We start from the raw sequence: 12,110 nt of genomic DNA, 5'->3' as shown, positions 1-12,110 counted from the left end.
GTCGCCCTATTAAAATAGGTATTATCAAGGTCATAAACCCATCGCACAGGATATTGTATGTCTGACACTCAACAGCTCGATCAGCTCGTCGCCGCTTGTCACTGGATAGGCGCTAAAGGCTGGGCACCCGCGACTGGCGGTAATATGTCGGTTCGTCAGGATGAACATTTCTGTTTGCTCAGCGAATCGGGCAAAGACAAAGGTGGCCTGACGCGTGATGACTTCATCCAGGTTGAAATTGCCTCTAATCTTGCGCCTTCTGGACGCAAACCTTCTGCCGAAACCGCGTTGCACACCTTAATCTATCGACTATTTCCCGAGGCGGGCGCGGTTCTGCATACGCACACCGTTAACGCCACCGTCTTGTCTCGAGTGGAAGAGGGCGCTGCACTGCTGCTGTATGGCTACGAAATGCAAAAATCCCTGACGGGTCAGCACACGCATGAAGATACCGTGGCGATTCCGGTATTTGATAACAGCCAGGACATCGCTGCGCTGGCGTCAGAAATTGAAGATTATGCCGCCCGTTTTCCGCTGCGTTACGGCTTTTTATTACGCGGTCACGGCTTAACCTGCTGGGGCGAAAACGTCAATGAAGCACGACGTCATCTTGAAGGGTTGGAGTTTTTATTTGAATGCGAACGTCAACGTCGCCTGCTGGAGAGCAAATGATCCGCGCTATTGTCACTGATATCGAAGGCACCACCAGCGACATCCGCTTCGTGCACAACGTACTGTTTCCTTACGCCCGCCAACACTTAGCTGCCTTTATTCGCGAAAATCAGGATAACGCAGAGGTTGCTGCCGCGCTGAATGCGGTACGCATCGAAGCCGAACTGCCGGAGGCCGATCTCGCCACGATCACTGAAATCCTGTTCAGCTTTATGGATCAGGATCGTAAATCCACCGGCTTAAAAGCGCTGCAAGGGATGATCTGGCGCGCGGGTTACGTTAACGGCAGTTTTACCGGGCACCTTTACCCTGATGTTCTGCCTGCTTTAAAGGCATGGCAGCAGCAGGGTATAAAACTCTACGTATATTCTTCCGGCTCGGTTGCGGCGCAGAAATTGTTATTTGGCTACAGCGACGAAGGTGATATTACTGGCCTGTTTAGCGGTTATTTTGATACGCACGTTGGTGCCAAGCGTGAGGTTAACGCTTATCACACTATCGCCGCCGAAATCGGCCTGCCGGCTGACCAGCTGCTGTTTCTTTCTGATATTTATCAGGAACTGGACGCAGCGGCTGAAGCCGGTTGGCAAACCCTGCAGTTGATTCGTGGCGACGCGGATAATCAAAGCCGTCATCGTCAGGTCAATAATTTTTCCCAGATTAACCCGGAGTCGATTTGAGATGAGTGCACTGACCATTTTTACTGAGAGTGAAGCCAGCCAGCCGGTATGGCACAGCACCGATGCTGAGGCAATCCGTGAACGTCTTAACGCTAAAGGTGTACGCTTTGAGCGCTGGGAAGCGGATCGCGAACTGGGTGAGAATCCTGACGCCGAAAAGGTAATTAACGCTTATCAGCATGCCATTGATCGTCTGGTCGCCGAAAAAGGTTATCAAAGTTGGGACGTCATCAGCATGCGTGCCGACAATCCCCAGAAAAGCGTCTTGCGCGAGAAGTTTCTTTCAGAGCATACCCATGGCGAAGACGAAGTGCGTTTCTTTGTTGAGGGCGCAGGATTGTTTTGCCTGCATCTGGATGGACAGATCTTGCAGATCCTGTGTGAGAAAAACGATCTGATCTCCGTTCCGGCGGGAACGCCGCACTGGTTTGATATGGGATCGTCGCCAAACTTCACTGCGATCCGTATTTTCGATAATCAGGAAGGTTGGGTAGCTAATTTTACTGGCGACAAGATTGCCGATGCTTATCCACGGCTGGATTAGCTTTTGCCTTTGCGCGTAGAGATTTGACCTCTGCGCGTTAGATGTTGGCCTCTACATACGCGGTTTTGACGTGTGTGCACTGTCCCCACCTTGGTCCCTCCCCATCAAAAAGGGGAAGGCCGGGAAGGGGACAAACGACCTCGCAACGCAGGAATCACTGTGGCTGAAACGCACCCAATTTTACCTGCTCTGGCGTGACCACACCGGTATCCAACACCCAACCGCTGATCAATGCAGCAGGCGTCACGTCAAATGCCGGATTATAAACAGCCGCATTTTCGGGTGCCCATTGAACATTGCCAAAACTGCCCGCTACGCCGGTGACCTCGCTCGCCGCACGCTGTTCAATCGGAATCGCTGCGCCGTTCGGACACAAACGATCCAGCGTGGTGTGTGGCGCGGCAACATAGAATGGAATGCCATGGTAATGCGCCAGCACTGCCAAACTGTAAGTGCCAATTTTGTTCGCTACATCACCGTTCGCAGCGATGCGATCGGCACCGACCCAAATCGCATCGACCTGCTTACTGGCCATCAGGCTGGCGGCCATGGAATCGGTGATCAACTGATAGGGTATCGCCAGCTCACCCAGTTCCCATGCAGTCAACCGCCCACCCTGCAATAAAGGACGCGTTTCACCGACCCAAACATTCGCTACTTTACCTTGCTGATGCGCTCGGGCAATCACGCCCAACGCGGTGCCTACGCCTGCGGTGGCTAATCCGCCAGTATTGCAATGTGTCAGCAAGCGGCTGCCAGGCGTGACCAACGCGCTGCCAGCGTCAGCGATATCGTCACACAGCTGTTTATCTTCTTCCACCAGACGCAGCGCTTCTTTAACAAGCGCGTCGACAAACGTCTCCTGCGCTAGCGCGAGCTTCATGCGATCAAGATTATTCATTAGGTTCACAGCGGTCGGACGCGCCGCGCGCAGGATTTCCAGCGCTTCTGCCAGCTGATCGCGCGTTTGCCCGTGCTCCGCCAGCAGCGCCAGCAGCAGCGACGCAGAAAGGCCAATCAGCGGCGCACCGCGCACGCGCAAGGCATGAATATGTTCAACCAGCTGCGCCACGCTGTGCGCGGGTAGCCAGTTTTTTTGCTGCGGCAGCGCTTGCTGATCGAGGATCCAAAGCTGATTGTCACGAACCTGTAGGTTGGTGGTTTGAAGTCTCTGCATTGTCTGTGAAATCCATGTTGCGTTAATGGCGGATATTGTGCCAACATGCTTGGCGGATGTATAGACGTCTGAACGGCTTATGGCTATTTGATCCTCAAGTCTTTTGTTTATAAGGAATGGCAATGTTGCAATACCGTACCTTCACCGCTGCTGACGCTGTGGAATATGCCAAACAATTTGGCGGAGTGGACGATCCTTCTACGCTGGTCAGTGCGGAAGAGATTGGTGATGGTAACCTTAATCTGGTGTTTAAGATTTATGATAACCAAGGCAAAAGCCGCGTGGTGGTTAAGCAAGCGCTGCCCTACGTACGTTGCGTGGGAGAATCCTGGCCGTTAACGCTGGATCGTGCCCGTCTGGAAGCGCAAACGCTGGTTGAACACTATAAACATTGCCCGCAGCATACCGTTCAGATTACCCATTACGACGCAGAATTGGCCGTGATGGTGATGGAAGACCTTTCCAGTCACCGTATCTGGCGCGGCGAGCTGGTACAAGGCGTTTATTACCCGGAAGCATCGCGTCAGCTGGGTGAATATCTGGCGCAAACCCTGTTTCACACCTCTGATTTCATTTTGCATCCTCACCAGAAAAAAGCGGAGGTTGCCCGCTTTATTAACCCGGAAATGTGCGAAATCACCGAGGATCTGTTTTTCAACGATCCCTACACCGATCATGAGCGCAATAAATACCCGGAGGCTTTGGAGCCGCTGGTTGCCAGCCTGCGTCATGATGATGCGTTACGCATTGCGGTGGCGGGCCTTAAGCATCGTTTCTTTGCCAATGCTGAAGCGCTGCTGCATGGTGACATCCACAGCGGATCGATTTTTGTCGCTGACGGTAGCCTAAAAGCGATTGATGCTGAGTTTGGTTATTTCGGTCCAATTGGCTTTGATGTTGGCACCGCGTTGGGTAATTTGCTGATCAACTACTGTGGTCTGCCAGGCCTGCTGGCGCCGCGCGAAGCCGCCGATGGTCGTGAACAGCGTTTAAGCGATGTGCGCGACGTCTGGATTGCCTTCGCCCATCGCTTTCTTGAACTGGCTGAAGCCAAAACCACCGATGTTGCCATGGCATATCCAGGCTATGCGCAGGCGTTTTTACGTAAAGTATGGGCGGATACGATTGGCTACTGCGGTACCGAGCTGATTCGTCGTACTGTGGGCATGTCTCACGTTGCGGATATGAAGCTCATTAAAGATGAGGCGATGCGCACGGAGTGTATTCGTAACGCCATCACGCTGGGCCGCACGCTGATTCTGGCCGCCGATCATATTGAGGATGTGGAAGCGCTGCTGGCCCGCATTCGCCAGGCTGTCTGAAAAAGCGGATAAAAAAGGCCGACATTGCGTCGGCCTGTTAGGGAATGATTCATCGATCATCAAGCGGCTTCGCTGGCACGACCCGGTTTCTGCTCCGCCGCTTTAGCCGGCACCGCCAACGCATCTGCGGCAAACTCATCAACGTTAATGGAGCGCAATCGACTCGCTTCGGCGCGTTTCAGCACCTCAGCTTCTTGCACATCAATTAAGCCCTGTTCCAGCGCCTGCGTTGCCAGCGCATCAAGCCGGGTAAAAGAGAGATGCTTTTTAGTCTGTTTGCACAGCCGATCGTGAATCACTTCCGCCGCCATCACATCCTGCAAGGCTTGCTCCAGCTGTCCTGCCGGATTATGTTCACTCGGCGTCAGATATTGGCCGCGCCCTAAACGAGTGCGCGTCGCTGACGGCAGCTGCAGCAATCTTGCGAGCTGGTGATCGAGACGATCAGAAGGCGCTGGACACTGTTTGCCGCCGGCAAAAATCACCAGGCGGAGCACGCCTGAAACTAAGCGATTCGGGAAGTTACGCAGCAGATCATCCATGGCATCTTCCGCCTGATGCAAGGCATCCTGTACGCCCCAATGCACCAGCGGCAGATCGGCTTCGTTGCGGCCCTCATCGTCATAACGTTTCAGCGTTGCGGAGGCGAGATAGAGCTGGCTCAGCACATCACCTAAACGGGCTGAAATGCGTTCGCGACGTTTCAAACTACCGCCCAGCACTGCCATCGAAACATCTGACAGCAAAGCGAGATTAGCGCTGATGCGGTTCAGGTGCTGATAATAGCGGCGCGTTGCATCACGCGTTGGCGTGGCGCTGGTGCGGCCACCGGTTAAACCCAACCACAAACTGCGCACGTGGTTACTGCCGACATGACCTATGTGGCTGAACAACGCCTTGTCAAAAGCACTGACATCATTGTTGGCTGCTGCTGCCATCTCTTGCAGAACATAAGGATGGCAACGAATCGCGCCCTGACCAAAAATGATCATGCTGCGCGTCAGAATATTCGCGCCTTCAACCGTAATCGCGATGGGCGCGCCCTGATAGGCACGGGCGAGAAAATTGCTGTTGCCGAGCATGATGCCTTTGCCGCCTGCAATATCCATGGCGTCGATAATGGCGTGCTGACCGCGATGGGTGCAGTGATATTTGACAATTGCAGAGAGCACCGCCGGTTTCTCGCCCTGCATAATACCGGTGGTAATCAGCGTCGCGGCTGCATCCATCACATAAGCATTTCCGGCGATCCGCGCGAGCGGCTCTTCAATCCCTTCCATTTTACCGATTGGTAATTTGAACTGGCGACGAATATGCGCATAAGCACCGGTTGCCAGCGCCACGCTTTTCAGACTGCCGGTAGAGTTCGATGGCAATGTAATACCGCGCCCAACCGACAAGCATTCAACCAGCATCCGCCAGCCTTGTCCGGCCATTTCTGGGCCGCCGATAATAAAATCGATCGGTACGAAGATATCTTTGCCGCGTGTTGGACCATTTTGAAACGGGACGTTTAACGGGAAGTGTCGATTGCCAATTTCAACGCCTGGCGTATGGGTGGGGATCAACGCACAGGTAATACCGAGTTCTTTGGTTGCGCCCAGCAATCCTTCAGGATCGCTGAGTTTAAATGCTAGCCCCAGCACGGTGGCAATGGGGGCCAGCGTGATATAACGCTTATTCCAGGTCAGACGCATACCCAGAACGTGCTGCCCTTGCCAGTCGCCCATGCACACCACGCCGGTATCGGGAATAGCGCCTGCGTCAGAACCCGCTTCCGGGCTGGTCAGAGCAAAACAAGGAATCTCTTCACCACGCGCCAGACGCGGTAAATAGTGATCTTTCTGTTTGTCGGTGCCGTAATGTTGCAGCAGTTCACCGGGGCCAAGTGAGTTCGGAACGCCGACGGTAATGGCTAAAATGCCCGACACGCCAGCCAGTTTTTGCAGCACACGCGCTTGTGCATACGCTGAGAATTCCAGTCCGCCATACTCTTTTTTAATGATCATAGCGAAGAAGCGATGCTGTTTTAAATACGCCCAGAGTTCAGGCGGCAGATCGGCCATTTCATGGGTGATCTGAAAATCATTTGCCAGGCGGCAAGCTTCTTCTACCGGGCCATCGATAAAAGCTTGCTCGTCGGCGGTCAGACGCGGCTGCGGATAGTTGTGTAGCTTCTGCCAGTCTGGTTTGCCTTGAAACAGATCGCCTTCCCACCAAGTTGTACCGGCCTCAATCGCCTCTTTCTCGGTGCGCGACATCGGTGGCATCACTTTCTGAAAACGCTGTAGCATCGGTTTGGAAAAGAGATTACGGCGCAACGCGGGCAAATTGAAAGGCAGCAGGATAATGGCTAACGGCAGCAGCAACCAGGGTGACCAGAGCTGAGCCGCCGCCAGCGCGCCGGTCCACAGCAGCAGAATCAGGCTACTCAACCGCAGCGAAATGCGGTGATAAAACAAGGCGCTAATCAGCACCACCGTCGCAAGTATCGAAACAACCATCATAATGAACCGCCTGTAAAGTAGTAAGAGGTCTGACCTGTTATGAGTAGATCTTTAGAGTAGTTAGTTTGATTTAGCAATTCGTTTACATCGCAGTTACGACCTTCCTCACAAAATCGTTGCGCGCGGTTTTTTCCGGGCAGAAGTCCCGCCAAATTTTCGCGTGGAAAGGGGGACGGATAGGGTGCGGTGCTTTGCGCTGACCGGCCATTCCGTTAAACTTGCTGCGATAAACCTCCCTTTAAAGGACATCCCTATGTACCAGGACATTATTCGTTCAGAACTTAATGAAGCCGCCGATACGTTAAATAATTTTCTGAGCGATGAAGCCAATATCCATGCGATTCAACGCGCTGCGGTGATGCTGGCCGACAGTTTTAAAGCAGGTGGAAAAGTGTTGTCGTGCGGTAATGGTGGCTCGCATTGCGATGCGATGCATTTCGCTGAAGAGTTAACGGGCCGCTACCGCGAAAATCGTCCTGGTTATCCGGCGATTGCCATCTCTGACGTCAGCCATCTTTCCTGCGTCAGCAACGATTTTGGTTACGACTATGTGTTCTCGCGTTACATTGAAGCCGTGGGGCGTTCTGGCGATGTACTGCTGGGCCTGTCTACTTCCGGTAACTCTGCCAATATCATTAAAGCGATTGAAGCCGCGCGTGCACAAGGCATGAAAGTCATTACGCTGACCGGCAAAGATGGCGGAAAAATGGCGGGAACAGCCGATATCGAAATCCGTGTGCCGCATTTTGGCTATGCTGACCGTATTCAGGAAATTCACATAAAAGTGATTCATATCCTGATGCTGCTGATTGAAAAAGAGATGGTGAAGTAACAGCATTGCCTCCTGCTCGACGGGAGGCGTTTAACTAAGGCGGTTGCTATGTGCGAATTGCTCGGGATGAGCGCCAATGTACCAACGGATATCTGTTTCAGCTTCACCGGTCTGGTGCAGCGCGGCGGTGGAACCGGGCCACACAAAGATGGCTGGGGCATTACGTTTTACGAGGATAAAGGCTGCCGTACGTTTAAAGATCCGCTGCCCAGCTATAACTCGCCCATTGCGCGCTTAGTGCAGGAATACCCCATCAAATCCCATTCGGTGGTGGCACATATTCGTCAGGCCAATCGCGGACAGGTATCGCTGGAAAACACCCATCCGTTTACACGTGAATTATGGGGACGCAACTGGACCTACGCTCACAACGGCCAACTCAAAGGTTATCGTCAGCTGGAAACCGGCACTTTCCGTCCGGTGGGTGAAACTGACAGCGAAAAGGCTTTTTGCTGGATTCTGCATAAGCTGGCGACACGATATCCGCGCACACCAGGTAACTGGCCCGCGGTATTTCGTTATATCGGTGAATTAGCCAGCGAGCTGCGGCAGAAAGGCGTGTTCAATATGTTGCTGTCAGACGGACGTTATTTAATGGCGTTCTGTTCCACCAATCTCTTTTGGATCACGCGCCGTGCGCCGTTTGGCCGTGCGCAGTTGCTTGATCAGGATGTTGAGGTTGATTTTCAAGAACATACTACTGCCAATGACATCGTGACGGTGATAGCGACGCAGCCGTTGACAGGAAATGAAACCTGGCACCGGATAGTGCCAGGTGAATGGGCATTATTCTGCCTTGGAGAGCGCCAGGAATGATTTGGACGCAGCTTCGGGATTGGTTATCACCGGGCTGTTGTTCATGACATATTTACCGCTGGTCACGTTAACCGTGGGTGGCTGGTGGTATTTGTCGAAATACGCATAGCCCGGTTGCAGCTCACGCCAGAAATTGGCGTAGGTTGAGTAACGATGACGCTGCATGTTGCTTTCAGTCATGCGGAACGGATAGATGCTAATGCTCACCTCTGGTTGCCCATTGCGCAGCGCCGCATCCACATAATTAAAAATTTCATCCATGTAGGCGTTGGTCATGGCGTAACAGCCAATCGATTTGCAATCACCGTGGATCATCAAATAGTTGCCGTTGTAGCCCTGATCGCGATCGTATTGGTTCGGAAAACCAATGTTAATAGCGCGATAGAAGCGGCTATCGGGCTTCAGCTGATTCAGCTTAACGTTATAAAATCCTTCCGGGCTTTTGAAATCGCCTTGACGACGTTTCGGGCCGAGGCCGCCAGAAAAATTACAGATGCGATAGGTGTCCAGTAGACGGTATTCATTACCGATTTTACCGTACAACTCTAACGTACGTTCTTCCTTGAAAATCTGGATATAAACTGGCGTGCCGAGTAACTGTTTCTTTAATTCTTTATTCACCGGCGCCAGTTGTTGAACGGGTTCAGGTGTCATTGCCATGCTGAGGGCTGGCATCAAAATCATCGCAAACAGGAGTGCGATTTTGCCCATGCTGTGTGTACCTTGACGTGAAGAAGAACAATGACGCCGAACAGCGTCTCTGCTTGCATTATCGGAAAACTCCGCTACCGCTGCGCAACATTAACATTGTCTGTTTTTTTAGCAAGACTATGTCCTGGAAAATGGCAGTTTCCTAAAGGGAATACGGCCAAAAATTTGTAAACTTTAATGCCTCGCTCAACAAATATTGCAGTTACTTTTGCCGACTGTATACTTATCCAGTATTGGAGGAGGGTATGCGCAAGATTATTCATGTTGATATGGACTGCTTTTATGCCGCGGTTGAAATGCGTGATGATCCCTCATTACGCGATATCCCTATCGCTATTGGCGGTAGCCGTGAACGCCGTGGCGTAATCAGTACCGCCAACTATCCTGCCCGAAAATATGGTGTGCGTAGCGCAATGCCTACCGGAATGGCGCTGAAATTATGCCCTCATTTACGCCTGTTACCGGGCCGCTTTGCTGCTTATAAAGAAGCATCTGCGCAAATTCGCGACATCTTTTTGCGTTATACCCCGCTCATTGAACCGCTTTCCCTGGATGAGGCCTATTTAGATGTCACCGACAGCCTGCACTGTCACGGCTCCGCTACGCTGATCGCTAAAGATATCCGCGCCACAATCTATCGTGAAACCCAGTTAACCGCGTCTGCGGGCATTGCGCCGATTAAATTTCTTGCCAAGATTGCTTCCGATTTGAATAAGCCGGACGGGCAATATGTGATTACACCGCCAGAGATGGCGGGGTTTTTATTGACATTACCGCTGGCAAAAATTCCCGGTGTGGGCAAGGTGTCCGCAAAGAAGTTGGAAGAGATGGGCCTGCATACGTGCGGCGATGTGCAGAAAGCAGATTTGGCGCAACTGTTAAAGCGGTTCGGTAAGTTTGGTCGCATTCTTTGGGAGCGCAGCAACGGCATTGATGAACGTGGCGTGGTGGTGGAGCGTGAACGCAAGTCGCTGGGCGTAGAAAGAACGCTGGCGGAGGATATTGAGAGTTGGGAAGCCTGCCTGACAATCATCGATTATCTCTATGAGGAACTGGATCGCCGTTTGACGCAGATCCGACCCGATAAATTAATCGCTCGTCAGGGCGTTAAATTAAAATTTAACGATTTCCAGCAGACGACGCAGGAACACATTTGGCCGGTGCTGAACAAGGAAGATATGATTGCGGTGGCGCGTAAAACCTGGGACGAGCGGCGGGCGGGAAGAGGCGTTCGGCTGGTGGGATTGCACGTCACGCTGGTGGATCCGCAGCTTGAACGGCAGTTGCTGTTGGGTTTGTAGTTTAGGGGAATGCGCGCGCTGTCCCTTATCCTAATCTCTTTAGATTAGGCGTCGTTTATCCCCCACCTTGGTCCCCATAAGTGCGAGGCCGTTTGACCCCCACCTCAGTCCTCCCCCATAAATGGGGGAGGAAGATGCTGCTATATGTTAGTGATGAGGCTGCATGTGGCAGCGTCTCCTTCCCGCGTCAAAACGGGGGAAGGCCGGGATGGGGGACAGCGCGCAGATGAGATAGTTTTCCCCACCTCAGTCCTCTCAGGTGCGAGGTCGTTTGCCCCCACCTCAGTCCTCCCCCATAAATGGGGGAGGAAGATGCTGCTATATGTGAGTATTGAAGCTGCATGTGGCAGCGTCTCCTTCCCCCGTCAAAACGGGGAAGGCCGGGATGGGGGACAAACGACCCCGGACTCAATAAGACCAGGGAGGGACAAACGACTTCTTACTTCTTATATTTCGCTTCCAGCGTGGCAAACCACGGTGCAACGAAATCGTCGTTGCTGCCCCAGCCTGGAATGATTTTGTTCAGCGAAGCCATGTTAACCGCACCTTGCTGACTGTTGAGCTGCTGCTGAGAAATCGAAGCGGCTTTAAATTCGTAAGTCGCGGGCGTTTCTTCACCGGCAATCTTCTTCGCCACCAGACGCATATTCACGGCACCGATGGTTTTTGGATCCACCGCGAACGTTTGCACCCACGGGCTGCCTTTCTCACGCATCAACTGCAAATCCTGGTTTGAGACGTCAATGCTGTACAGCTTGATCTCGGTACGACCATTTTCCTGCAGCGCTTTGTATGCGCCCTGACTAAAAGCATCCCATGCGCCCCAAATGGCATCGATCTGACCTTTTGGATACTTCGCCAGAATAGCGCCGATTTTATTGGCGGTATCGCCCTGTACGTCCGTAGACACCGCACCAATCGATTCCAACTGATGAATGCCCGGGTTGGCTTTCAGTAATTTTTCATACACCACCTGACGACGTTCCATTGCGGGGAATCCGGCCACCCAAAGCTTAACGATATTCGCTTTACCGTTGAAATCTTTGATTACCTGCTCCAGCGACAACTGTGCCAGAGAAGCATCATCCTGCGCTGTCACGGTAACGCCGTTAATCGGCGAATCAACCGGCGTATCGAAGACGGAAAGCTTGATGCCGGAATCAGCGATGCGCTTCACCAAACCGTTGGCATAGGGCGCTTTACCGTGCGACAGGATAATGCCGTCATATTTTTGGCTGATCGCCTGATTAACGAAATCCTGAAAACGCGCATCATCGCCATTGCTCAGAAAGGTACTGACCTTAAAGCCCAGCTTGCGACCTTCCTGAATTGCGCCAGCCACAAACTGCGTGGTGTTGTCATCGGAACCCAAGTTACGGATTACTGCGATGCGGATCGGACCGTCGTGATTAGCGATAACAGCAGGAACCGGCGTCACGGTGGCGGCAAATACAGCGCTGGTATTCAGCAGGCTTACAGCCAGCAGCGAGAGCGTGATTTTTTCATTATTGTTAACTCCAAAAGGATAAATTTAGGCCCGTTAATTCA

General features: G+C 52.5%; 11 protein-coding genes. 7 read left to right on the top strand and 4 right to left on the bottom strand.

All coding sequences use genetic code 11. The annotated features are described in order from the left end of the window. Positions 1 to 57: 57 nt before the first annotated feature. The 3 genes from KQP84_RS17765 to KQP84_RS17755 are packed head-to-tail and all read left to right on the top strand — an operon-like array spanning position 58 to position 1,896. Complete coding sequence (locus KQP84_RS17765; RefSeq protein ID WP_215847527.1) at positions 58 to 672, top strand: methylthioribulose 1-phosphate dehydratase; 615 nt, start codon at positions 58 to 60, stop codon at positions 670 to 672. Continuing rightward, positions 669 to 1,352: an acireductone synthase gene (gene mtnC / locus KQP84_RS17760; protein WP_215847526.1), complete on the top strand. Its 684-nt coding sequence runs from the start codon at positions 669 to 671 to the stop codon at positions 1,350 to 1,352. Before KQP84_RS17765 ends, mtnC begins: the two co-directional genes overlap by 4 nt. Before the next feature lies 1 nt (position 1,353). Continuing rightward, entirely contained in the window at positions 1,354 to 1,896 is a 543-nt protein-coding gene (locus KQP84_RS17755; protein ID WP_215847525.1) for a 1,2-dihydroxy-3-keto-5-methylthiopentene dioxygenase, read from the top strand. Positions 1,897 to 2,050: 154 nt separating this feature from the next. Here KQP84_RS17755 and mtnA read toward each other — a convergent pair whose 3' ends face one another. Further along, positions 2,051 to 3,073, bottom strand: coding sequence for an S-methyl-5-thioribose-1-phosphate isomerase (mtnA, locus tag KQP84_RS17750; protein ID WP_215847524.1), 1,023 nt, complete (start codon positions 3,071 to 3,073; stop codon positions 2,051 to 2,053). A 122-nt stretch (positions 3,074 to 3,195) separates the two neighbouring features. Here mtnA and mtnK point away from each other — a divergent pair, with 122 nt between their 5' ends. After that, on the top strand, positions 3,196 to 4,395 hold the full coding sequence (mtnK, locus tag KQP84_RS17745; RefSeq protein WP_215847523.1) for an S-methyl-5-thioribose kinase: 1,200 nt from the start codon (positions 3,196 to 3,198) through the stop codon (positions 4,393 to 4,395). Positions 4,396 to 4,454: 59 nt separating this feature from the next. Here mtnK and fadE read toward each other — a convergent pair whose 3' ends face one another. Continuing rightward, the gene (gene fadE / locus KQP84_RS17740) at positions 4,455 to 6,902 is read right to left on the bottom strand and encodes an acyl-CoA dehydrogenase FadE (protein ID WP_215847522.1); all 2,448 of its coding nucleotides are present in this window, start codon (positions 6,900 to 6,902) and stop codon (positions 4,455 to 4,457) included. A 253-nt stretch (positions 6,903 to 7,155) separates the two neighbouring features. Here fadE and lpcA point away from each other — a divergent pair, with 253 nt between their 5' ends. Next, positions 7,156 to 7,734: a D-sedoheptulose 7-phosphate isomerase gene (gene lpcA / locus KQP84_RS17735; protein ID WP_215847521.1), complete on the top strand. Its 579-nt coding sequence runs from the start codon at positions 7,156 to 7,158 to the stop codon at positions 7,732 to 7,734. 48 nt (positions 7,735 to 7,782) lie between these two features. Further along, the gene (locus KQP84_RS17730; RefSeq protein ID WP_215847520.1) at positions 7,783 to 8,550 is read left to right on the top strand and encodes a class II glutamine amidotransferase; all 768 of its coding nucleotides are present in this window, start codon (positions 7,783 to 7,785) and stop codon (positions 8,548 to 8,550) included. On the opposite strand, the gene dpaA is transcribed toward KQP84_RS17730, so the two are convergent. Beyond that, positions 8,521 to 9,261: a peptidoglycan meso-diaminopimelic acid protein amidase gene (gene dpaA, locus KQP84_RS17725; protein WP_215847519.1), complete on the bottom strand. Its 741-nt coding sequence runs from the start codon at positions 9,259 to 9,261 to the stop codon at positions 8,521 to 8,523. The genes KQP84_RS17730 and dpaA overlap by 30 nt on opposite strands. A gap of 245 nt (positions 9,262 to 9,506) precedes the next feature. Here dpaA and dinB point away from each other — a divergent pair, with 245 nt between their 5' ends. Then, positions 9,507 to 10,562, top strand: coding sequence for a DNA polymerase IV (gene dinB / locus KQP84_RS17720; protein WP_215847518.1), 1,056 nt, complete (start codon positions 9,507 to 9,509; stop codon positions 10,560 to 10,562). A gap of 439 nt (positions 10,563 to 11,001) precedes the next feature. Here the strand turns inward: dinB and KQP84_RS17715 are convergent, their stop codons facing one another. After that, the gene (locus KQP84_RS17715) at positions 11,002 to 12,093 is read right to left on the bottom strand and encodes a sugar ABC transporter substrate-binding protein (RefSeq protein ID WP_215848330.1); all 1,092 of its coding nucleotides are present in this window, start codon (positions 12,091 to 12,093) and stop codon (positions 11,002 to 11,004) included. Positions 12,094 to 12,110 lie beyond the last annotated feature (17 nt).

Origin of the sequence: Candidatus Pantoea bituminis (assembly GCF_018842675.1) — a bacterium.
Taxonomy (GTDB): domain Bacteria; phylum Pseudomonadota; class Gammaproteobacteria; order Enterobacterales; family Enterobacteriaceae; genus Pantoea; species Pantoea phytostimulans.
This window is presented reverse-complemented; position numbering and strand designations above follow the sequence as displayed.